Annotated in this window: 20 protein-coding genes and 1 other RNA gene; 7 read left to right on the top strand and 14 right to left on the bottom strand. The window is 39.9% G+C overall.

Annotated features, from left to right (window positions below; translation table 11 throughout):
- Positions 1–115: 115 nt before the first annotated feature.
- Complete coding sequence (locus AC012T_RS02690; protein ID WP_487062845.1) at positions 116–1000, bottom strand: alpha/beta fold hydrolase; 885 nt, start codon at positions 998–1000, stop codon at positions 116–118.
- Between the two features lie 13 nt (positions 1001–1013).
- Entirely contained in the window at positions 1014–1514 is a 501-nt protein-coding gene (locus AC012T_RS02685) for a HugZ family pyridoxamine 5'-phosphate oxidase (protein ID WP_487062843.1), read from the bottom strand.
- 62 nt (positions 1515–1576) lie between these two features.
- Here AC012T_RS02685 and AC012T_RS02680 point away from each other — a divergent pair, with 62 nt between their 5' ends.
- The 4 genes from AC012T_RS02680 to AC012T_RS02665 all read left to right on the top strand — a co-directional run bounded on the left by AC012T_RS02680 (position 1577) and on the right by AC012T_RS02665 (position 4500).
- Positions 1577–1801: a hypothetical protein gene (locus tag AC012T_RS02680; protein WP_487062841.1), complete on the top strand. Its 225-nt coding sequence runs from the start codon at positions 1577–1579 to the stop codon at positions 1799–1801.
- A gap of 16 nt (positions 1802–1817) precedes the next feature.
- Positions 1818–3302 carry a CIA30 family protein gene (locus AC012T_RS02675; RefSeq protein WP_487062839.1) on the top strand — a complete coding sequence of 495 codons (1485 nt, stop codon included), beginning with the start codon at positions 1818–1820 and terminating at the stop codon, positions 3300–3302.
- Positions 3303–3325: 23 nt separating this feature from the next.
- Positions 3326–3676, top strand: coding sequence for a hypothetical protein (locus tag AC012T_RS02670; RefSeq protein WP_487062837.1), 351 nt, complete (start codon positions 3326–3328; stop codon positions 3674–3676).
- 80 nt (positions 3677–3756) lie between these two features.
- Positions 3757–4500 carry a Uma2 family endonuclease gene (locus tag AC012T_RS02665; protein WP_487062835.1) on the top strand — a complete coding sequence of 248 codons (744 nt, stop codon included), beginning with the start codon at positions 3757–3759 and terminating at the stop codon, positions 4498–4500.
- A gap of 125 nt (positions 4501–4625) precedes the next feature.
- Here the strand turns inward: AC012T_RS02665 and glgB are convergent, their stop codons facing one another.
- The 4 genes from glgB to AC012T_RS02645 all read right to left on the bottom strand — a co-directional run bounded on the left by glgB (position 4626) and on the right by AC012T_RS02645 (position 9130).
- On the bottom strand, positions 4626–6917 hold the full coding sequence (gene glgB, locus AC012T_RS02660) for a 1,4-alpha-glucan branching enzyme (protein WP_487062833.1): 2292 nt from the start codon (positions 6915–6917) through the stop codon (positions 4626–4628).
- 233 nt (positions 6918–7150) lie between these two features.
- Positions 7151–7525 (bottom strand): hypothetical protein, encoded by a 375-nt coding sequence (locus AC012T_RS02655; RefSeq protein ID WP_487062831.1) that lies wholly within the window; start codon positions 7523–7525, stop codon positions 7151–7153.
- 138 nt (positions 7526–7663) lie between these two features.
- Positions 7664–8335, bottom strand: coding sequence for a glutathione S-transferase family protein (locus AC012T_RS02650; protein ID WP_487062829.1), 672 nt, complete (start codon positions 8333–8335; stop codon positions 7664–7666).
- A 561-nt stretch (positions 8336–8896) separates the two neighbouring features.
- Complete coding sequence (locus tag AC012T_RS02645; RefSeq protein ID WP_487062827.1) at positions 8897–9130, bottom strand: hypothetical protein; 234 nt, start codon at positions 9128–9130, stop codon at positions 8897–8899.
- A 343-nt stretch (positions 9131–9473) separates the two neighbouring features.
- Between AC012T_RS02645 and AC012T_RS02640 the strand changes: the two genes are divergently transcribed.
- Complete coding sequence (locus AC012T_RS02640; protein ID WP_487062825.1) at positions 9474–10136, top strand: hypothetical protein; 663 nt, start codon at positions 9474–9476, stop codon at positions 10134–10136.
- A gap of 79 nt (positions 10137–10215) precedes the next feature.
- Positions 10216–12027 (top strand): peptidoglycan D,D-transpeptidase FtsI family protein, encoded by a 1812-nt coding sequence (locus AC012T_RS02635; RefSeq protein ID WP_487062823.1) that lies wholly within the window; start codon positions 10216–10218, stop codon positions 12025–12027.
- A 441-nt stretch (positions 12028–12468) separates the two neighbouring features.
- Here the strand turns inward: AC012T_RS02635 and AC012T_RS02630 are convergent, their stop codons facing one another.
- The 7 genes from AC012T_RS02630 to AC012T_RS02600 form a co-directional block, all read right to left on the bottom strand.
- Positions 12469–12822, bottom strand: a complete 354-nt coding sequence (locus tag AC012T_RS02630; protein ID WP_487066420.1) for a phage holin family protein — start codon at positions 12820–12822, stop codon at positions 12469–12471.
- A 354-nt stretch (positions 12823–13176) separates the two neighbouring features.
- Positions 13177–14031: a peptidoglycan-binding domain-containing protein gene (locus AC012T_RS02625; RefSeq protein ID WP_487062821.1), complete on the bottom strand. Its 855-nt coding sequence runs from the start codon at positions 14029–14031 to the stop codon at positions 13177–13179.
- An 80-nt stretch (positions 14032–14111) separates the two neighbouring features.
- Complete coding sequence (locus AC012T_RS02620) at positions 14112–15383, bottom strand: M16 family metallopeptidase (protein ID WP_487062819.1); 1272 nt, start codon at positions 15381–15383, stop codon at positions 14112–14114.
- Positions 15384–15462: 79 nt separating this feature from the next.
- The gene (locus AC012T_RS02615) at positions 15463–16704 is read right to left on the bottom strand and encodes a M16 family metallopeptidase (RefSeq protein WP_487062817.1); all 1242 of its coding nucleotides are present in this window, start codon (positions 16702–16704) and stop codon (positions 15463–15465) included.
- 524 nt (positions 16705–17228) lie between these two features.
- Positions 17229–17412: non-coding RNA, 6S RNA (ssrS, locus tag AC012T_RS02610), on the bottom strand.
- A gap of 62 nt (positions 17413–17474) precedes the next feature.
- The gene (locus AC012T_RS02605) at positions 17475–18608 is read right to left on the bottom strand and encodes a 5-(carboxyamino)imidazole ribonucleotide synthase (protein ID WP_487066418.1); all 1134 of its coding nucleotides are present in this window, start codon (positions 18606–18608) and stop codon (positions 17475–17477) included.
- Positions 18608–19096, bottom strand: a complete 489-nt coding sequence (locus AC012T_RS02600) for a pentapeptide repeat-containing protein (RefSeq protein WP_487062815.1) — start codon at positions 19094–19096, stop codon at positions 18608–18610. Before AC012T_RS02600 ends, AC012T_RS02605 begins: the two co-directional genes overlap by 1 nt.
- Before the next feature lie 642 nt (positions 19097–19738).
- Here AC012T_RS02600 and AC012T_RS02595 point away from each other — a divergent pair.
- Entirely contained in the window at positions 19739–20062 is a 324-nt protein-coding gene (locus tag AC012T_RS02595) for a slr1957 family protein (protein ID WP_042465358.1), read from the top strand.
- A gap of 282 nt (positions 20063–20344) precedes the next feature.
- Here the strand turns inward: AC012T_RS02595 and AC012T_RS02590 are convergent, their stop codons facing one another.
- Positions 20345–22243 carry a GTPase family protein gene (locus AC012T_RS02590; protein WP_487062813.1) on the bottom strand — a complete coding sequence of 633 codons (1899 nt, stop codon included), beginning with the start codon at positions 22241–22243 and terminating at the stop codon, positions 20345–20347.
- Positions 22244–22572: the final 329 nt, after the last annotated feature.

The following is a 22572-nucleotide window of genomic DNA, read 5'->3' as shown; positions in this document are numbered from 1 at the left end:
AAAATCTCGCAAATGTTTGGTTTTATCACATCAATAAAATCTATGTAATTTTATTTTTCTGAATTTTAACTAAATTGTATTTGCCTAAAACCTGTTAAAATTATAAAATAAATATCTAAAGGTGCTTATATAATAAACCAATCACAACTTCTGGCGTTTCTAAATGTGGTAATATACCGGTATTAGCGATTCCTTGAAAATCTCTAATCACACCTTTATTTAAACTTGCTAACCTCCGTCCTAATTTGATATTAGTAAATTGTGCCTCTTCACCCCAAAAAAATACAGTAGGTATTCTCAATTGCTGAATATATAAACTCAAATCAAAATAAAGATCACCCCGTAAAAATGCCAAAGCCGAAAACTTAGCATTAGGCTTTTGTGCAGATGTCAAATAAGCCTCTACCATTTCTTGAGTAACAAGTTCTGGTTTAGCAAACAGAAAACTTCTTAAAAAATTACTAACAGCAACTTCATTCTCCGCACCTAAACCATAAATTAGATTATCCACAAAAGGCATATTAATCACCGAAAGTGGTAATTTTCTTCCCGCACCTTGACCAAAATCATCAAACCCAGAAGGAGAAACTAAAAACAAATCTTTAAATAAATCAGGTTCAGAAATAGCTAAACGAATAGCAAATGCAGCAGTTAAAGAAGAAGCTACCGCTGTTACAGGTTGACTACAAGTTTGATTAATAAACTCACTAATAGTCGTCAAATAATCTTGAATTTGGTAATCTCTTGCAGGATGATCAGATTCTCCCCAACCAATTAAATCTGGTGCTAAAATGCGATATTTATTTGCAAATGCTGGATAGACTTTAGACCATTCATAAGCAGAAGCACCACCACCAAAATTGTGTAAAAATAATAATGGTGGTAATTCTTGAATTTGAGAAATATCCCAAGGTTCACTAATTTGGGTATAATATACCATTGAACCCAAGGATGTATTAATAACCTTATGACCAAAACCAGGGGGTTGAAATTTCAGCATATATAATTATGAATTAGGAAATATTATCTTTAGTAATTTGTACAAGTTGATTGAGATTATCACCATTAATATTGTAAGCTGCACCAAACCCAATTACAAAACGTCCCGCAGTTGGAGTGAGTTGAAAAATTCTAAAATCAGGTAAACTGCGTAACATTTCAATAATTTCTCCAAAACTGTCTTGAAATTGTTCAACAATTTGATTCCATTTTTCAGTTTCCCTTGTAATTAAAGTCGCTGTACAGTCAAAACTCAAACGACGACGAGCAAAAATATTAGCAGTTTTAGCTTCATCTTCAATAAATAAAACACCAACATGAGGGTGAGCATGAATATTAGTAGTGTGACTAGCCAAGCCACTCACATAAATGTAGATATTTTTAGATTCATCCATCACAAAAGGAGTATAACTTGCATTAGGAATACCCTTTTCATTGACTGTACTAATAATTATGCTGGAAAATCCTTGAGGAAATTTCTCATATTCAGTTTGAACTTTTTCAAATTGGCTCATAAATAAAATACAGTTGCACTTATCTTACCTAATTATAATAGAAATCCGATACCTTATCTTTCATGCTAATCATAAATAATTTATCATCAACTTCCTTAATTACCTCTGTGTCGTACCAGTTGCTACAAGTCGGGAAATCCGACGACAGTCGCCTCAAGTCGGGAAACCCGCCCACGCTGCTGTTTCCCCAACGCACTGGCTTCTCTGCGCCTCTGCGGTTAGTTCAAAAAAAAATTATAATTGATGCCAATGTAAAACTTAAAATTGATACAATTAAAGCACAGTAGAGTAGTAGAAATAATCGTGACTGAAAAAAATCGTTCTCAATGGGACTTATGCAGATTCATCAAAACCCTCACCTACTTTGAGGTATTTCCTGTCTTGAACTGGGTAGAAAAGTTATTTAAAAGTCATCCTCAAGACAATCAAAATCAACCAAATGAGGGAAGTAAAATGAGTGTAATTCTAGTAGCAGGTGCAACTGGTGGAGTTGGTAAGCGAGTTGTAAAAATATTGTCAGCACAGGGTTATAAAGTCCGCTGTTTAGTCAGAGATATTGAAAAAGCACGATTAATTGTCGGTAATGATGTTGATTTAGTAGCTGGGGACATCACCAAATCTGAAACCCTAAACAGCTTAGTTATGAATAATATTCAAGCTGTTATTTGTTGTACAGCAGTGCGTGTCCAACCTGTAGAGGGAGACACAGCAGATAGAGCTAAATATAATCAAGGTGTGAAATTTTATCTACCAGAAATTGTTGGTGATACACCAGAAAATGTTGAATATAAAGGTGTAAAAAATTTAGTAGAAGCAGCAGCAAAATATCTACCAAACACAGGTGAAAAAGCGATATTTGATTTTACTCAACCCTCTGAAGAATTAAAAAATATCTGGGGTGCATTGGATGATGTGGTAATGGGTGGTGTGAGTGCAAGTAATTTTCAAATATTAGAAAAAACAGCCTTATTTGCTGGTAATGTTTCCACAGCTAATTCTGGAGGATTTGCTTCTGTCAGAACTAAGAATTTTTCACCCCCAATTGATTTATCAGGTTATACAGGCGTAAAATTGCGTCTCAAAGGTGATGGACAGCGATATAAAATCTTTTTAAGAACAGAATCCACATGGGATGGTGTAGGTTACAGTTATGCTTTTGATACTGTAGCTAATACATGGATAGATGTTAGCATCCCTTTTGCAGATTTAACACCTGTATTTAGAGCGAAATCTGTTCAAGATTGTCCACCAATTGATTCTAGTAAAGTTTGTTCATTGCAACTAATGTTGAGCAAATTTGAATATGATGGAGCTTTAAATCCTAAATTTAATCCTGGTAATTTTGCCTTAGAAATAGAATCAATCAAAGCTTTTGGTGGTGAAAGTTTACCTCAATTTGTTTTTATTAGTTCTGCTGGTGTAACTCGTCCTGGAAGACCAGGAATTAATTTAGATGAAGAACCACCAGCGGTGAGATTAAATGACCAATTAGGAGGAATTTTAACTTGGAAATTAAGAGGGGAAGATAGTTTAAGAGCGAGTGGAATTCCTTACACAATTATTAGACCTTGTGCTTTAACAGAAGCAACAGGAGGGAAAGAATTAATATTTGAGCAAGGTGATAATATCAGAGGTAAAATTAGCCGTGATGATGTTGCTGAAATTTGTATTCAATCTCTACAACAACCAAAAGCCCGTAATCTGACTTTTGAGGTAAAACAGGGAGAAAATAATGCTAACTCTATTAACTGGAATCAAATATTTTCCAGCTTAAAGCCAGACAAATAACTGTTAGAGAATCAGTCAATAAAATGCTGAAAAAATTATTGTTTTCTGGAACTTTAGTGATCATAATTTGGAGTGGAATTTTATTAAATTCTGCTTCATCACAACAAGTGGATTTCCGTGTAAATAACTTAGAGTCTGACTTACGACGGTTAGAGTTACGTTTGAACCAAATTGAGTTATCACTCAGTCAAAATCGTCAACTTCCATCTTCTAGAACAACTCTTAATCCTCCAAAACCTCAGAATTCTAGAAGAAATTTGTCACAGTCAGAACGGGATAAAATGTTTGATAAATTATCAATTTTAGTGGTTGAAGTAAAGCAACAAGTTAATGAATTAGCCAAGCGGGTTACTCAACTGGAGTCTGGAAAATAATGAAAATGTCTGATATGGCTACGCTATCAGACAATAAATGCTAGAATCAATAAATAACTACTTGATGCCATATCAATCTTATGATCATTGCTCAAGAATTAGAATTTAAACAAAACATCTCCCAAGATGTAATTTTTCCTCCAGGTGATTTATATAGTGACGAACCTCAAGTGGAAACAGAACTGCATCTACGACAAATAATCCTACTTTTCAAATGTCTAGAATGGTTGTGGAAAGACAGAAATGATTTCTATGCTGCGGGAAACCTCACTATTTACTATAGTCCTAACCAAAAAAAATCAGAATATTTCCGGGGTCCAGATTTCTTTGTTGTGTTGGGAACTGAACGCAAAACCCGTAAAAGTTGGGTAGTTTGGGAAGAAGATGGTAAATATCCCAATGTAATTTTAGAAATTCTCTCACCAACTACGGCTAATACAGATAAAGAATATAAAAAAGAACTTTATCAAAATACTTTCCGTACACCGGATTATTTTTGGTTTGATCCTTATACATTAGAATTTGCAGGTTTTCATTTAGTAGATGGAAAATATCAACCTCTAGCAGCAAATGAAAAAGGACATTTATGGAGTCAACAGCTAGGGTTATATTTAGGAATTTATGGTGGTTTATTGCGGTATTTCACAGCAGAAGGAAAGCTATTACCCACACCAGAAGAAAGCGCAGAACAAGAAGCTAAAAGAGCAGAAAATGAAACTAGAAAAGCAGAAATCCAAGCTAAAAGGGCAGAACAAGAAGCTATAAAAGCCGAACGTTTAGCCGCAAAATTGCGAGAATTAAATATCGATCCGGATACAATTTAAAATGTAGCGTCTGACCATTTCTTGTTCCCTGATCTATCCAATATCCTGAATTCTGAGCATAAAAATAAGGGTACAGCAATGCTGTACCCCTACAAAATCCTCATTTATGTGGATAAATTAAACTGTTATGACATAAGTTCAGCCATCTTCTGCTTATCCAGCTTAAGCATCAACACGCCCAAGGGTGGTAAACACAAATCCAACGAATAAGGACGATTGTGTAAAGACCAATCATCAGTCCACTTACCGCCTAAATTGCCCATATTGCTGCCGCCATACTGACGAGCATCACTGTTAAACATCTCGGTATAAAATCCCTTTTCGGGTACACCAATGCGATAGTGAGAATGGGGTTGGGGTGTAAAGTTACAAACCACAATCACGAAGTTATCAGAATCCTTTTCACGACGGACAAAGGAAACGACACTATGACGGTTGTCGCTACAGTCAATCCACTCGAACCCTGGTTCGGCAAAATCCTGGGTGTATAAAGCTGGTTCAGAACGGTAAAGGTGGTTAAGAGCCTGGAAAAAGTCTTTTAACTGTTGGTGTGGTTCATGCTGGAATAAATGCCATTCCAAATCAGCCCACACATTCCACTCACTCCACTGGCCAAACTCCATGCTCATAAACATGGTTTTCTTGCCTGGGTGAGCGAACATATAACTAAACAAACAACGCACATTGGCGAGTTTTTGCCATGTATCACCCGGCATTTTACCGATGATATTGCTCTTACCATGTACCACTTCATCATGGGACAAGGCGAGCATGAAGTTCTCGCTGTGGTTATACCACATACTAAAGGTGATGTTGTTTTGATGGAATTGGCGGAACCAAGGGTCCATGCTGAAATAATCCAGCATATCGTGCATCCAACCCATGTTCCACTTTAGGTTAAAGCCGAGTCCACCTGTGTAAGTCGGCCAAGATACCATTGGCCAAGATGTTGATTCTTCAGCAATGGAAAGAACACCGGGAAAATAGCTAAAGATGGTGTGATTTACTTGACGGAGAAAATCAGCGGCTTCTAGGTTTTCTCTACCGCCATACTGGTTGGGTAGCCATTCTCCTGGTTCGCGGCAATAGTCGTTGTAGAGCATGGAAGCAACAGCATCAACGCGAATTCCGTCAATGTGGTACTTATCAAACCAGAATAGGGCGTTGGCTACCAAGAAATTACGAACTTCGTGGCGATTATAGTTGAATACTAGTGTTCCCCATTCTTTATGTTCTCCTTTGCGGGGGTCAGCGTGTTCGTACAGGTGACTACCATCAAAGAAGGCTAAACCATGTCCATCTTTAGGGAAGTGTCCAGGAACCCAATCGACAATTACACCGATGCCATTTTTATGACATTGGTCAACAAAATACATGAAATCTTCAGGACTACCAAAACGAGAAGTGGGAGCAAAGTAACCAGTGACTTGATAACCCCAGGAACCGTCGAAAGGATGCTCGGCAATTGGTAGTAATTCTAGATGGGTGTATCCTAGTTCTTTGACGTAGGGAATGAGTCGGTCTGCTAATTCCCGATAGGTAAGAAAGCGTGCGCCAGGATTTAGTTCTGATACGGGAACGATCGCTTGAGTTTCCCCATTTGGTCTTTTGGCTGGTTCGTCACTAGCAGCGTGTAACCAAGAACCTAGATGGACTTCATAGACGGAAACTGGTTGAGTGAGGGGGTCAGTGTTACGCCGCACTTCCATCCAATCTTCATCAGTCCATGTGTATGTATTTAGGTCTGTGACAATTGATGCTGTTTTAGGGCGTGGTTCTTGTTGGAAACCGTAGGGGTCAGATTTTTCGTAAATATGTCCTTCAAAATTTTTGATTTCATATTTGTAATGCTCTCCTACTCCTAGTTCAGGAATAAATAGTTCCCAAATCCCGGTGTGGCCTTTACGCATTTGGTGTTTGCGTCCATCCCAAAGGTTAAAATCTCCTAATAAGGACACGTTGCGAGCGTTGGGGGCCCAAACCGCAAAATAAACTCCCTTGACTCCATCTACAGTGGTGAGGTGCGCCCCCAGTTTTTCATAAATTCGGTGATGGTTTCCTTCACCAAATAAATGCAAGTCAAATTCAGTGAGATTGACTGAACGGAAGGCATAGGGGTCGTAAGTAACGCGCTCATGCTCCCCTTCTTTGATCCGTAACTGGTAGTTTGTTAGTTCTGCGGTTTCAATGATGCATTCAAAAAAATGGGGATCATGCACACTGTGCATAGGGTATTCCTGCCGTTGTTCAGGAACTATTACCCATGCTGCACTGGCATTTGGTAGGTAAGCTCGCACAGCCCAGACAGTCTTACCATTTTGCTCTATGGGATGAGAACCAAGTATTTCAAAGGGATCGTGATGCTGATTCCAAACGATGCGATTAACCTGTTCAGGGGCGATCGTGGTCATGGACATGAAGCTACCTACGTAAAATAATGTGATTAACTAAATCTACTTTTTTAAGATCTATATATATTCTTTACATTTATTTGCACTTTTGTCGTCACGGTTATCCTACATCAGAATGTATCTTGATTGGGTAATTGGTAATTGCTGAGTACCGAGTACCGAGTACCGAGTGATTGACTCTCGTTCCTACTCATTCTCATTATTCGTTACTCATCCCTCTGTACTGACTGGCTCCTTGCCTAAATATCTAAAAACGGGAAAAGCTGTAATAATGCTTTTCGTAACTGGAGGAGGAATATTTGGTCTCTAATTTTGCCATCGAGCTTTGGTGGTGGACTTGTTTGCAGTTGCGTTTGTAATTCTGCATATTCGGATGCTGTTAGACGCTTACCATCAATGGGCGATCGCGCTTCGGTAATAATTTCTGTTCGCAATATTTCCTCTGGTGTATCCTCTGGTGGCGGTAATGATGCGATATGTGGCACTGCGCTTCCTGCGATCGCCTCCGGCGCGGCGTAGCCTATCCCAGTTTTCCCCCAATAGCTACTTACCATCACTAAAACACTAGTGCTAAAACACAAAATCGTAAATAGTATGGCTTTTATCTTTTTCACTCTCCTCTCCCCCCTATTTCCCCACCCATTTTGACATCTCAGACCATTTCACGAGAAGCTTGATAAAATCATTTGTTTTTAATTTTTTCCCCCTGCACCCTTGCGCTCTATTTGTATCAACCTGAAGGTAAAACGGTATCAAAGTAGTCCTGGTGGCAGTTGCTCTCCACACAATTGATGAATCTGCACAATCCGCTCAAATAACCAAGGATATTCCTGACGGTACTGAGGAATAAGGGCTAAAGGACTCAGCAATGCAGCTGCGGTAATATCTGCGACGCTTAAGCTTTTACCCACCAGAAATTCGCTTTTTTGCCAGCGGATAGATAATTCCGCCAGAGCAATGGCTAACCTATTGGTAGCTAATTCTACAGTAGCATCGTTAATACCATACTGTTTTCTTACCACACCAATCACCATTTGACTGAATAGAGACGGGTCAATTTGTTTACCATCACCAGCACGAAAGTGATAATACACAAACCTTGTGGCTGTACCAATACTTTCATCTAACCAATCTTCAAGCATCAAAGCTTCAGTTTGCTGTTCATGGTTGGTTAAAAATAGTGAAGGTTCTGGCTGATAAGATTCTAAAAATTTTACTATTTGGGTAGAGTCTGCGATCGCTTGCGGTTGTCCCTGAATTTGGGGCAACAACACAGGCATAGTAGTTAAACCCGTTAGCGGCTTCAGTTTCAGGATATGCAAGCCAGGTGTCAGGTTTTCTACCTGATAACTAATTCGTTTGTAACCCAGCGCTAGGCGAGCTTTGCGACAATAGTGAGATGTACTAAATTGCATTAGCAACATAAAGCTGCTGATTGATAAAGTGATATTTTTTCCAGCTTAAATTTATAGATGGACACTGAGAGGCGGTAGAAACCGCTTTTTCTCGTGTCCTAAAGTTGCTGCTATAGCAAGAGAACTCCACAAAAAGAAATGTCCAATGTCATTCTGTTCACGTTCACGTAGTGTGCCGTAGGCATAGTGTGGCGTTAGCCATAGGAAACGAAGTGAAGAATTTTCCGAGATTCTTCTTTTCGCTTTGCTACACTCAGCATGACAAGACAGGATCATTTATTTTGTCGCTTACTCCAAAGTCAAAGTGCTGTTAGCGGTAGCGGGGCGTTTAGCCCGTGCTGCTGAGTCACCCTATAGCGAAACGCGGGGATTGGGGATCTTTAAGTAAAAACACATTATTTCTCGTCCACTCTCGGCTCGAAATAAATCTTTTTTCTTGTTACAGACCCAAAGCCAGGGGCTACAGACCAATTTGATACTGAGTCGAATAATTTTGTTTTTGACTCAGCACTCATTACTCAGAATTGTTTTAGTGATAGCGATGTGGTGAGGAGCGCTATCTAAAATGAATTAGGGAGTCGTAGTGGGAGTAGCTGCGGGGCTAGTTGCAGGGGTAGCTGCGGGGCTAGTTGCAGGGGTAGCTGCGGGGCTAGTTGCAGGAGTAGAACCAGTATCAGATGGTTCTCCACCTGTTGTAGCAGCAGGAGTACTAGTAGTACCAGCAGGTGGCGTACTACTTTCGCAAGCACCAAGAACTGTAGCCAGACTTAACATGAGAGCCAAACCAAAGATTTTTGTTTTCATAACTCCTCTTTCACCAAATAAAGGGCAATAGAAATCTTGCACCTGTTCAATAAGATAGCTTATTTGTTGATTTTTTTTAACCCCTATTTTCTAAGCTAACGAGCTTTGTGGTCAGCTATTGCCGCAGAATGCTCTACATTGCCATAATCTTAGATGTATGTAATACCTGATAAGTCAGTCTACCCAGGTGAGCATTACACTACCTGATGAATGTAAATTGTGGTGGAGTCACCGAGGAAAATCTGGAAAGGTTTTATCTGTGGAGATTGCTAAATAGAGGGTTTTAACCCTAGCAATAACAAGCGCTCAAGTTCAAATACAATGTTTATCATTCAAGAAAATTATGGTTGCTGCCCGTAAATCAGCTGTTTCTACAAAAAATACTTGGTTCAAGCGAAATTCTGCTCTGCCCCCAAGACAGCGACCTTCTAGGAGTCTGGACACAAATAAGGACAGCACCTCTACAGAGACGAATGAACTCACAGTAGTACGCCCCAGAAGAAAACGTAATTCCTCCAGAAATTTATCAGTTTCTACCACAAATGAGGCAACCATGCTCTCTTTGAAGAAAGACGATGGCAAAAAAGCAGTTTCCAATATTCATGGACAATCTCGTTTGCCTATGATGCATACTGCTGGGGCTGCACCTATTTGGTTGTTACGCTTACACTCTGTCTATCGTTATTCTTCAGCAGCGGCATTTTTGTTTGTGGCAGCTACACTTATGGTTTATGGTTGGACAGTATATTCTCAAGAGCTTTGGAGTCAAGCTTATCGCACGCTGCAAAGTCTACAACGTAACGAACGTCAATTGACTACAACCAATGCAACTCTAACCAGCAAAATGGCTGAAGAGGCAGAACAAGCAGCAGCAGGTTTTGTATCACCAAGTCCTGGAGGGACAATTTTCTTGCCACCAACATCTAATAGCCCTAACTCCCAATCCTCTACTACAGTCCCGAATACAGAAACACAGCCCCAAACAAAATCACCTATGGGATATTAATATCAACAATCATTGGTCATTGGTCATTAGTCATTGGTCATTGGTCATAACAACAAACAACTGACAAAGGACAATCCCAATGCAGAAATCGCCAAGCAGAACAAAATTCAGAAATTTGCAAAATTTGGAATTCACAAGGCAGCGAAAGTTTTTTAGGCAAGTTTTCCCAGGGAATGATACTCCTAAAACTCAAGCCCAAGTCCCAAATCTTAGGTCTCGACTTTTGATAGCTTGGGGTGTGCTAATTGCTGGTGGGATAGGGCTGGCTTTGAATTTGTATCGGTTGCAAATTCTTCAGGGATCAAAGCTGACTGAAAAGGCTAGAAGTCAGCAAATGGTAAATTTGCGTCCTTTTATGCCCCGTCGTTCAGTGGTCGATCGCAATGATAATATATTGGCCATTGACCGCCCTGTTTATACTTTGTATGCCCATCCCAAACTATTTGATAAATCTAATGAAGAGATAGCCAAGCAAATTGCTCCTGTATTGGGTAAAGATGCTGACAATTTAGTAAAAATATTTAAAAGTAGAAAAAGTGGTATTCTGCTATCCAATTCGGTGGCTGAAAATATTGCCGATCGCATATTTTCATTTCGGTTGAATGGCTTGGAGTTGATTGAAAAATACTCCCGGTTTTACCCACAGGGTGATTTAGTAGCTAATGTGGTGGGCTATGTTAATCTTGACCGTCGCGGTCAGGCAGGAGTGGAATACAGTCAAGAGAAGTTGTTGGAACGTTCTGTGCAAACTATACGTCTCAGTCGGGCAGGTAACGGGGCCTTAATGCCAGATCACGCACCTGAGGGATTTCTACATTTTGATGACTTAAAATTGCAACTAACTATTGATAGCCGTTTACAACGTGCTGCCCGGACTGCGCTTAAAGAACAGATAGACAAGTTCCAAGCTAAACGCGGGGCAGTCATTGTCATGGATGCTATGGATGGTTCTTTACTAGCTTTAGTTTCTCAGCCTACTTATGATGCGAATCAATATTCTAAAGCCAATATTTCCCTATTCAAAAACTGGATTGTAGCAGATCTTTATGAACCGGGTTCAACGTTCAAACCTTTGAATGTAGCGATCGCACTAGAAAATGGTGTCATTAAGCCAGATGATGTCTTCAGCGACCCAGGAACTATGAAGGTAGCTGATCGTATTATCAAAAATGCTGAAAAAAATGCCCCTCGACAAATTAATATTGCTCAAATTCTTCAGCATTCTAGTAATGTGGGCATGGTCAAAATCATTCAAAGAATGCGCCCCACAATATACTACAATTGGCTGGAACGTCTAGGACTAGGACAAAAAGTTGATACGGATCTGCCCTTTGAAGTCGGTGGTCGGCTCAAAAGTCAAGAGGAATTTTTGTCCTCAACTATAGAACCAGCAACTACTTCTTTTGGTCAAGGCTTCTCTCTGACTCCATTGCAGCTAGTACAAATGCATGGTGCTTTAGCTAATGGTGGTAAATTGGTAACACCGCATATAGTCCGAGGGCTAATTGATACCCAAGGCAAAATGCATTATTCCCCCACTCTCCCCACACCACGCCAAATTTTTTCTCCCACAACTGCCCAAAAAGTAGTAGACATGATGGAAACAGTTGTTTCTATAGGCACAGGTAAAGCATCAAAAATCAACGGCTACAGCATCGCAGGTAAAACTGGTACAGCCCAAAAAGCCAGTCCCAATGGTGGATATATTCCGGGAGCAAGAATTACCAGTTTCGTGGGTATTTTGCCAGCAGAAGCCCCCCGGTATGTAGTTGTAGCAATAGTTGATGAGCCAAAAGGAGCAAATGCCTATGGCGGAACTGTAGCAGCACCAATTGTCAAGGCTGTGATGGAAGTACTTATCCCAATGGAAAAGATTGCACCTAAAAAATAAGGCAACCTGAGTTCGGAGTTCGGAGTTTCTCCTATGCCTACGGCACGGCTTCGCCGAATGGAGACGCTACGCGAACGGAGTTATGATTTTTAAGGGCGATAGAATAAGGGTTCGAGACTCCTAGCGGGGGTGAGTTTTCCACAAATTATCTTATGTCGAACTCACGTCACGTTAAATCCCACCAGAAAAATTAGGTAGATAAAATTTTCCTGGCTGGAATTTTTCAAAAATATCAATAATCTGAGTCACATCTGCGGAATGTGGGTTAAATTATCGGGTCTGACGCACCCTACAAGAGATAAAATTCATAATTCATAATTCATATTTGATAGATTTTATCAATGCGTAAGTCCTAGATTTATACTAATTTTATATAAAAAAGTTTTGCTAAATAAATATTGTAGAGACGTTTGTGAGGATTATCGGCTCTACATTAGCGATTCAATCAACTACTCTGAGAAAATAGTTGATGAGACTAGAAACTATGGAAAGTACTATAGAACCGAGAAAAGCAGGTACAAAACCCTGAATCTCGAAGCCGGAACCTGGAGTGATAGCGCTTGCCAGCCAAAGAGTTAAAGCGTTGATGACAAATGTAAATAAACCAAATGTGATTAGGGTGATGGGGAATGCTAACAAACCTAAAATTGGGCGGATAATGGCATTCACTAAACCGATAACTATAGCTGCAAGCAGGGCAGCTACAAAAGTTTTGATAATGAATCCAGGCACAATTCTAGCGGTGATTAATAATGCTACCGCAGTACCAAGCCAAGTGAATAAAAAGTTTTTCATATCAATGTTAAGTAGGGTTTGCTGTAAAGCCCTGCGGGCATAGCTTCGCTTACTGCGTAGCGTGCCATTAGGCATAAAAGTGATCTGTGGAGGCTAGGGAACAGTTTTAGATGGTTGGTAAGTTTGAGTTTTCATCCAAAGTGCAAGGTTTTAAAGCACTAATCGTCAAATATCTTGCACTTTTTCAATTTAAAATCTCCTCACATCCTTTACCTGTAAAGGTTTCGCATTTATTCATCAAGCTCTAAGTAGTTGTGGAGAATAACTTATCTAGTTAGGGGAGGTAATGGGGAACGGGGAAAGAATGGAGCGATTTCATTTGTGTTTAAATGATTTTCTCGATTCAGTCTCAGGTTATTGGGGCAATCGTCGCACGAAAGCTTCCCAGGTAGCACCACCAGCTATGCCATCTGGTTGTAACCCATAGCGGGTTTGAGCGGCTTTGACTGCTGCTTCAGTTGTGACACCAAAGTCTCCATCTATACGACCTTTCAAAAATCCCAGGTTTTGGAGTAGTTTTTGCAACTTTACTACTTCTGAACCGCTATTACCTAATCGCAAAATCGGCCATCCTTCTGCGGTGTATTGAATGTTAGGATTTTGCTGTTTGTTGGGAGTGGGCTGAAAGGGTGTGTTGGGCTTATTGCGGATGGTTGTGTTTTGTTTTGGTGAAATCGGTTTCTGTACAGTTGTGTTATTAATTTTGGGGATTCTATAGGATTGGGTAGGAACTGCAAAACTATTGACTGAGGTGGGTTGGGTAGGGGCTAAGGGGACATTGGCAGTAACGTTTGATACGTTAGGAAAAAGTTTTTGCCAGGTGATAGCATCGACTACTCCATCTGGATTTAAGCCAGCGGCTTGCTTAAACTGGGAAACAGAACTGGCTGTCCCTGCTTGATAAATGCCATCTATTGCACCTGTGTAAAAGCCTAAAAGTCTGAGTGCTGCTTGAAGTTCAGAAACACGTTCACCTTGGCTACCAAGTTTGAGGGTGGGACGGTTAATAGTGTTTGTGCTTAATTGGGCAATTTTTGCTGGTGCGGCGATTCCTACGGGGCGCTGAGGATAAGGTACACGCTTTGTGTATGCGATCGCTCTTATAGCAGAGGAGCCAATTAGTACAGGTATTGCGGTACACAAAAACAAGTAATACAAATGATTTGGTTTCAAGTATTTAGAGACACTTGTTGTCAGACTGCCGTTCATAAAATTTACGTGCAATATTCTGTTGTTGATCTTACAGCTATGCGATCGCTCTAGAACATGATGACATTTCCCATAGCCCGCTAAATAACTGATTTAATTGCCTCTTCTTGACCTACTAAAGACAAATATGGTTCCTGTAAATACTGTTTAGCCGCTGTCATCGCTAACTTAGCACTGACTTTGTTGATCATTTCGGCAAATTCTTGGTCAAATGCTATTCCTAAGCCGAGAATTTCATACCAGCCATATATTTGAGCTATTTGTCCGTTAGTTTGCTTACCCAATGCGTACTGACCGAGTATTTTATTTTTAGCTGTTTGCAGCGCATCTGCGGTGAGTTCAGTCGTGCAGAGTAGTTCTACTTCTTGGCGTAGTCCTTGGAGGGCAACACCTGTATTTTCGGGTGCAGTCCCCATATAAACGATAAATGAGGCTGGAAAGAGGCGTGTGGAGTAAATGGCAGAGACTTCGTAGGCTAAACCCCGCTTTTCCCGTAATTCCACAAACAAGCGGCTAGAAAGACCATTTCCCAGGTAGGTAGACAGTAATTTGAGGGCAGCATATCCGGGAGCGCTCACTGATGGCCCCATATAACCTAACATGACGATTGATTGCTGTGTATTTAAGGGTTTAAGGCAAGATTTTGGTGTGACAGAAATTCCCGGTAAGTCAAGTATATGGCGTGGTTGCGCTGGAGGCAGCCAATCACCAAAGACTGCTGTGACTAACTCTAGAGCTGCTGAGGGTGTAATCCGTCCAGCAATACTAATTACCACATTATCTGGACGAAAGTGAGTTTGGTGAAACTGTACCAAGTCTGCACGGGTGATACTATTGAGAGTTGTTTCATGTCCCAAAACTGACATGGAATATGGATGCTCTTGGTACATTGCTTGCCGGATTTGCTCAAAAGCGAGGCTAAAGGGTTGTTCTTTTTGGGAGCGAATATCTTGTAATGCTAATCGGCGTTCTAGTTCGACTTGGGTTTCGGGAAATGTGGGCGATCGCAATAACAACCCCGATAATGCTAAAATTTCTGCAAAATCCGCACTCACCGTCTTTAAAGATAGTAAAAAATAATCCGTACCCGCATCTGTACTTAAACTTGCCCCTACAGACTCGACTTTTTCGGCAATTTCTAAACTAGATAAACCATCACAACCCTTAGTCATCACCGCTGATAGCAAATGTGCTAACCCAGACTGCTCTCTGCTTTCGTAACAACTACCAGCACGCACAAAAATTCGTCCGGCAATAATATCCGCAGCTTGATTTTCTGCCACCAAGACAACAATGCCGTTGGGTAATACGGTGCGATGGATAGAAGAGTTAGAATTATTTATAGTTTGCATTCTTTAGTCAAAAGGTTGATGGTTAATGGTCAATAATCAAAAGTCACAAGCTTTTAACTCATGACTAAGTGATTAATGACTAATAGGGTTTAATAACAGTAACTGCGTAATTTTGTAGTGAAAGGTACTGCCGTGCTAATTGTTGTAGTTCTTGAGCATCAAAGGACTGAATTGTCTGGGGATAAGTAACAGCTAATTCAGCTTTGGCAATGGTATTGTAATAACCATAGAGTGAAGAAAGCTGATTAGGCGCTTCTGTAGAAAAAGCATATTCATTACACAATGATCTACAGGTGCGGTTAACTTCTTGTTCACTAATACCTATACTTTGCAAGTCATACAAATGGTTACAAATTAAAGACTCCACACGCTCTAAATATTCAGGTTCTAACCAAGCAGTAATTGTGAATAAACTTGATTCCCGTTGCAGAGAAAAATTACTGCAAATTGCTTGTACCAATTGCTTTTCTTCCCGTAAATCATGAACCAAGCGGGAAGTTCTTCCTTCTGCCAGTAACACCGAAAGAAATTCTAAACCATGATTTGTACGGAGTTGTTCTACCCCAGGTGCTACCCACGCCATCATTAACCTAGCTTGCTCTAGCCTTGGTAAAATCAACTCTTGACGGCGAATTCCTGTAATTACTGGTTGTATTATTTTCTGAGATGGGGGACAATTAGAGCCACCACTAAAATCTGAAAAGTTGCGATTTACAAGTTCCCAAGCTGGTTCTTGAGCAATTCCCCCCACAATTACCACCGTCATATTTTCCGGTTGGTAGTGAGAACGATGAAAACAGCGCATTGCTTCTGGTGAATGCTGCATCAATTCTGGCTCAGTACCTAACACAGAACGTCCATAAGGATGATCTTGATAGACGTTTTTGAGCAGCGATTCAAATCCTATCCAATCAGGATCATCAGCACAAGAGCGAATTTCTTCTAGAACTACATCCCGTTCGCGCACAAATTCATTGTCAGGAATAGCCGCATTTAGTAGAAGTTCACCTAAGTGTGGTAAGGTATCCGCTAAGTAAGAGGTGGCTGTAGTCAGCGAGTAATGGGCATAATCATGACTTGTCGCCGCATTACTCACACCACCCATCTTTTCGATGTTATAATCAAACTCCCCAGGAGGTAAGGTGGCTGTACCTTTAAAAATCATGTGTTCTAAAAAGTGAGCCATTCCGAACCAAGGTTCAGGCTCTAAAGTGGCTCCAGCACGAACCCAAACATCAGATACCACTACAGGGGTAGTAGGAATCTCCTGATGAATAAAAGTCAAACCATTGTCTAGGTGAAGAACCGAGGCTGGAAACACTGTTTTTGTTAGGTATGTTGTCAATTTTTTGTAGCTTCAACCACAATTTAGCCCAATTTTGTCATCTTAACTCTGAATTTTACTCCAATTAGAATCAAATTATACAGATTTTTGGCTTCAATGAAATAAATAAATTGATAAATTGTAGGATTTACACGCTGTAAAAATTTAGCGTCATATGTTATGAACGAAATTGGGTTGTTTCAGCCTGTTGGCATAAGATATTAGTAGAGAGTGCCTCAGATGTATAACGTCTGTTAATTTTTGCCAAATTATTGAGTCTGACGACGCACCCTACAAGACTACGCATAAACCATTTTTGGTAAATTCTGTCAATGCGTCAGTCCTAAATGGATAAATAGACTGTTTTCAGTAGTGCTGAGTCCTGAATTGCTAAAATAGTTAAAATATTTACAGGCTTTCCCCGTAATATTTCTAGAAATCGCATCATCAAATCTAGCTAAGACAAGGTTTTAAAATAATTAAAACTCCCAGGTTGTTGCAACTTGGGAGCTAATATTTTTGAGTTCACCGCAACGCCGTCTTACCTAAGTTTATGACCTGGTTAAACCAGGGGGGAACGGCTGTTTCTCGTTTAAAGTTTCCGGGTACAAGCCCGGTATACTGCCACAAGAACTCTTTTGCTCCCTTTTCTTTAAAGACATAGATCAAAAAACTTGGGGGCAGTCACCAACGTCGTAGTGCAACTAGTTCATTATAACTTTCAAAATCAGTTTGTGTGTTGAATATGCAAAAGTTGGAAAAAATTTTTATTGGGGATACCAGATAGATTCGATGGTATTGATGATAGCCTTGATAGCATCTGGGTTTTGCCGCTCTAGCAAAACGGTGATATGTCCCAGTTTACGTCCTGGACGAGATGCAGTTTTCCCATACCAGTGCAGGTAAGCTTGGGGAATATTTGCTAGTTTTTGGCGTTGGTTTTGATAATCGCTGTGTGAATTTTCATACCCTAGCAAGTTAACCATAACTGCACTGGCAAAATGTAAAGCTGGATCAACCAAAGGTAAACCACAAACCGCTCTCAGGTGTTGTTCAAATTGGGAAGTTTCACAAGCATCTAAGGAAAAATGCCCAGAGTTATGGGTACGGGGGGCAATTTCATTTACTAGTATTTTACCGTTAGCGGTGATAAATAGCTCAATACCAAAGATGCCTACAGCTTGGAGGTTATTTAATAGTGTATGTGCGATCGCTTGAATTTCTTCCTCTTGTTCGGCTGTAATATCCGCTGGTGCAATCACCCGACGACAAACCTGTTGTTCTTGTTGGGTTTCTACAACTGGGTAGGTGACAATTTCCCCATGCACAGAACGCGCCGCAATTATAGCTAATTCTCTGGTAAAGGGAACAAATTCTTCGACTAAAAACTGTGTATTATTTTGACTTACTACTGTTGACAAAGCAGCTAAATCATGAATAATAAAAGTCCCTTGACCATCATAACCATGTCGTCTAGCTTTGAGAACAATGGGAAAACTCAAATATTCTGTTTTAGATTGAATATCTTCTGGCTTTTCTAAAGCGAAAAACTGGGGAACAGGTAAACCTAAATCCCGTAAATAGCAACGTTGCTCATATTTATCTAATAGCGGAGATAAAGCTGCTAATCTGGGACGGAAACAAACACCTTGTTTCTCTAATAAAGACAAAGCATTTAAATCAACAAACTCATTCTCAAAGGTGATCACATCACATTTTGCAGCTAAAATTTCCGTAGCTGCGGCATCATCAACTGCGGCAAAAACAGCTTCTTGAGCAATAGATACAGCGGGATCATCTTGGCTAGGAGTTTGTATAAATAATTCTATTCCTAGCTTCTTTGCTGCATCTCCCATCATCCAGGCAAGTTGTCCGCCACCAATTATACCAACACGTTGCATCAGCATCCTAGAGAATCACGAGTTTCAACACCAGTCTGGGAATTTACACCACTGGCCTTTTGACATAGCTCTTTTATTTGCGCTTTATCCAAAATTGCATCTGTAAAATCTGCACCGGCAATATTCACATCTGTAAAAATGGAACGTAGTAAAAGAGCTTCTAATAAAATGGCATCACTTAAATCAGCCCCGTTTAATTTTACCTGATCAATCATGGCATTTGTTAAGTCGGCTCCATGTAAATTTGCTTGAGTCATTACTGAAGCACTTAACACTGCTCCCCGTAAGTCAGCACCTGTAAAATTAGCCATTTCTAAATTAGCGTTAGAAAACTCCGCAGCTTGTAAACTTTGTCCTGAAAAATCGTGTCTTCCTAACTCTGCATTACTAAATGATAGGGGGTGAGTCCAGTTTACTGCTAGTGCTGGAAATGTCACACACCAGATCATAATTCCTAAAAATAATGCTAATCCTTGCCGCAAATACATATTTAATAGCCAAAAAAAAGTGTTGAATTTATTTCAGCTTACCGCATTCTGTTGGGCTGGGTTGCTGCTTTCGTGGAAAGATTTGTCATAAATTGCTTAAGTTTTCAGCAAAATATCAGCTAAATTCTGACTTTAGGCTGATGTCAATCTAGGGTTTAATTTTTAATTATGGCAATAATTAAAATAATGTAAATACAGCTAAAAGCTGTCAAAAATCGGTATTTTTGAGATCAGCAGAGTGAAACCAGGATGAAATGTAATTCCCTATTACCCTTTCCCTATGCCTATAAGTAGGATTTTAGTAATGCTAGATCTATAAACCAAGATAATAGTTAAGTTATATATTTACTGATTTTAGAATTACTTAAGAATTTAGCAGCAACTCGCTAATTTATTTACATTCATTTACATAGTAAAGTTTATTATCGTTTGCTGGAAACCGTAGGTTGATGCTGTTATTGTTCTAATTAAGGGAAGCAATCTGTGAGCATGATTTATATATATGCCTCAAGTGCTAAACTCAATTTTACGATTATGGAATTAGCGTTAATCTTATAAGCATTTGTTAGCTTGTCAGGAATCGTCGATAAATCTATATTCACTCACTAATCAAATTGAAACCTGGAAGTATTACCCCCTATGATGAATAATCATTACTCTATTCAATGGATTGAAGCATGGTGCATGGAAAATGGCTGGACAGATTTATTTATAGAACGTCGTGATAATTTTTGGGCGTTTCCTCCTGGAGGAGTAATGCCAGAACCAATTCCAGTTCATGTTTTGAGAGTCATTAAAGAAGAGAATGGACTCACTAATCAAGAAATGATATGGTCGATGTCCGCTGTGGTAATTAGCATTTTAGCTATTATTTATACCTTTGTTTTAAAATGTCCTATGCCGTTAGTTTTTGCTTTCGCATTTAATGCGGTGACGGTGGCACAACTTGAGTTAGAAGATGACTAATATTATTAATTTCGGCATTAGTTAAAACTGCTCTCTCTGAATACAGATGAGAGTGGTTTTTTATATGTAGACTTTATTAAAATTAAATAAGGCAGAGCCTTAGATCAGGCATTCCCATACAGAGTATGGGAACGATACAAACCCTCGCCTTGGTAAGGGGAGGGTGCGCGACAGCGCGGGTGGGGTGTATTTCATGAACTTGGGAATTGCTATAATGCACATCTTTATTCCGAACACATTTCTTTATATCCCTTTTTTCCTGTTCTTCTTTTGTCTCCATAACTACTGAAGATAATAATCAAATCTTTCTCGCAGTTGTTCAATTGTTAAATTCTGAGTCCAATACTCTATTAAAGCATGACCAAATGCCCAGGCATTACGATCTGGGGTGGTAGAATTTTCTAATAACAATGGCCATAGGGATAGTAAATCAAAATTACGTGATTTGGAATTATCTGTATTTAACAGGGGGAATAGTTCATAAGCCATTTGCAATTTACCAATAACTATAGGTAATTGTTCGACGGGAATTTGTTGTGCAAGGAGATAGGCAAGGGTAGGAGTACCTGTTGAAAGAGTAGAAATAAATTGCAAAACAGGACTTTTTAAAAGTGTGGTTAGTCCTTGGGTTGTGGCCATTTGAAAGGTATAATGGTCGATGATTTTTGCTGCTGCTAGGGTGCGTGTTTCTAGGTTACGTAAAAAGCGGGTGAGACGTAATTGTTTTGCGGGAGATATGGTTTCTACTAATCCCCAAGATAATTCTTCTATTCCCCAAGCGATGCGACCACTTTTTATATCACTGGTAACAATTGGTAAAACTAAATTAGCGTAATTTCCTAATAGTTGTTTTCGATATTCTGTGGCTTCTCGAATGGAAATTTCTTTTGGCTTTTCTCCGGTTTCCCAATTGTATGGGGGTTGCCATTCACGGAGAGGACGCAAACGATCTACTTGGGTAACAATGGTAATGATGGGTAAATCTGCGACTTCTGCTTTTATCTCTACTAAAAAGTCTACATCCATCTGCAAGGCGGGATCAAGTGCGGGGGTGATTAATAATAGTAAGTCGGCATTACTGGCATAATCAAGAACTACATCCCGCAAATCGTCGCGTTTTACTTGTTCATAACCGGGAGTATCCAAGAGGTTGAGGATTTCACCGCTTGCCGTTTCCCAGTGGTAGTTCTGAATTTTATCTGTACTGGGTAATACATCAACTGCGGCAAGTTCGGCTTGAAAGAGAGTGTTAATTAAACTGCTTTTACCTGCACCTGTGCGTCCTACGAGGAGAATATTAACGGGTTTTTGGGCGACTATTTCTGGGGGTTCTGCTTGGGTGAGGATGTCGCGCAGGGTTTGGGTTTTGTCTGGGGATAGGGTGGGGGTAGATAATTCAATTGTAGTCCCGGCATAGAGTGCGATCGCTTGTTTGCATAAATTTCGCAAAGCTGCTTCTCTTAATAATTGGCTCAAATTTATCAGTAATTCTTGAGAAGCGCGGTTACTTGTACCTTGACTGGCACGTTTTGCGACTGCTGCAACTGGATTTAATACCCACTGGGCCCAACTCCAAGCCTGCCAAAATTTACGGGCTGATGGTTCTAACTTGCGGTAGATTTGGTATGCTTGGTAAGCCTGTCCGACGGTAACTTGATTGAGAACAGGGGATAACTTTTGCATCCATTGATCCATATCATCTACAGTGCCGCGAATTAAACCGTAGACTTGGGGGATGTAGATATTCAGTAGGGGATATTTTACTTCAGGATTGTAAATGTGTGCGATCGCAACTACTAAATCTTGACATCTTTGCCAAAAGCTTTGCCAATCTTCCCAAATCAGAGAATCGTTTTGTGCTGCGGTGAGAATTTTTTGTAATTCTGCTTCTGCTTGTTGGGTATTGTCTTTTGTTGTTGACACATCTGAATTATTACTAGTGGTATTAGATGCTAATTCTTCCCGCATCTCTGCAAAGACAGCTTCAATCTGATTAACAGACGGTTTAGTCCAGCGTACCAGCAACCAACGCCAACCGACAAACACAATAGTAAATACACCCCAAATCCAACTTAGTCCCCAAGTATGAATTTGCGTTCCTGCGGCTATGAGTAGGAATGAGATAATCAGCGCAATAGGTGAAACTATAATTATCCATTGCCAGATTTTTAAGCGTACCATCCTTTAATACCTGCCTTGATTAGAGTTCTTTATAGACTACCAAATACAAAAATATCTAAAAATTTATTTGTATATTTGTAGGGTGGGTTAGCGATAGCATAACCATCAGGAGTCAGGAGTCAGGAGTCAGGAGGAAGAATTAGAAGAATAGTCTTAAATCTGCTCAAGTGATAGGTAAATGAACAGTTTCAACGCTTATTCCTTGCGCCTCATTCACTTTTTTAACCTTCAAACTCTTGATATATCTAGGTTTTTGGTTTATTCAGCAAGCCCTATTGAGCAAGCCCTAAATAAGTTTTATTGTAAGGATTCAGGATACAGAATGTTTG

It is taken from the genome of Anabaena sp. EIM26 (assembly GCF_057568715.1).
Note: the sequence above shows the minus strand (reverse complement) of the source record. Positions and strands in the feature narration are given on the sequence as shown.

Excerpts from the sequence above, each read along its gene's own strand:
- AC012T_RS02690 (WP_487062845.1), bottom strand. The coding sequence starts at position 1,000 with ATGCTGAAATTTCAACCCCCTGGTTTTGGTCATAAGGTTATTAATACA.
- AC012T_RS02685 (WP_487062843.1), bottom strand. The coding sequence starts at position 1,514 with ATGAGCCAATTTGAAAAAGTTCAAACTGAATATGAGAAATTTCCTCAA.
- AC012T_RS02680 (WP_487062841.1), top strand. The coding sequence starts at position 1,577 with ATGCTAATCATAAATAATTTATCATCAACTTCCTTAATTACCTCTGTG.
- AC012T_RS02670 (WP_487062837.1), top strand. The coding sequence starts at position 3,326 with ATGCTGAAAAAATTATTGTTTTCTGGAACTTTAGTGATCATAATTTGG.
- AC012T_RS02665 (WP_487062835.1), top strand. The coding sequence starts at position 3,757 with ATGATCATTGCTCAAGAATTAGAATTTAAACAAAACATCTCCCAAGAT.
- glgB (WP_487062833.1), bottom strand. The coding sequence starts at position 6,917 with ATGTCCATGACCACGATCGCCCCTGAACAGGTTAATCGCATCGTTTGG.
- AC012T_RS02650 (WP_487062829.1), bottom strand. The coding sequence starts at position 8,335 with ATGTTGCTAATGCAATTTAGTACATCTCACTATTGTCGCAAAGCTCGC.
- AC012T_RS02645 (WP_487062827.1), bottom strand. The coding sequence starts at position 9,130 with ATGAAAACAAAAATCTTTGGTTTGGCTCTCATGTTAAGTCTGGCTACA.
- AC012T_RS02640 (WP_487062825.1), top strand. The coding sequence starts at position 9,474 with ATGGTTGCTGCCCGTAAATCAGCTGTTTCTACAAAAAATACTTGGTTC.
- AC012T_RS02635 (WP_487062823.1), top strand. The coding sequence starts at position 10,216 with ATGCAGAAATCGCCAAGCAGAACAAAATTCAGAAATTTGCAAAATTTG.
- AC012T_RS02630 (WP_487066420.1), bottom strand. The coding sequence starts at position 12,822 with ATGAAAAACTTTTTATTCACTTGGCTTGGTACTGCGGTAGCATTATTA.
- AC012T_RS02625 (WP_487062821.1), bottom strand. The coding sequence starts at position 14,031 with ATGAACGGCAGTCTGACAACAAGTGTCTCTAAATACTTGAAACCAAAT.
- AC012T_RS02620 (WP_487062819.1), bottom strand. The coding sequence starts at position 15,383 with ATGCAAACTATAAATAATTCTAACTCTTCTATCCATCGCACCGTATTA.
- AC012T_RS02605 (WP_487066418.1), bottom strand. The coding sequence starts at position 18,608 with ATGCAACGTGTTGGTATAATTGGTGGCGGACAACTTGCCTGGATGATG.
- AC012T_RS02600 (WP_487062815.1), bottom strand. The coding sequence starts at position 19,096 with ATGTATTTGCGGCAAGGATTAGCATTATTTTTAGGAATTATGATCTGG.
- AC012T_RS02595 (WP_042465358.1), top strand. The coding sequence starts at position 19,739 with ATGAATAATCATTACTCTATTCAATGGATTGAAGCATGGTGCATGGAA.
- AC012T_RS02590 (WP_487062813.1), bottom strand. The coding sequence starts at position 22,243 with ATGGTACGCTTAAAAATCTGGCAATGGATAATTATAGTTTCACCTATT.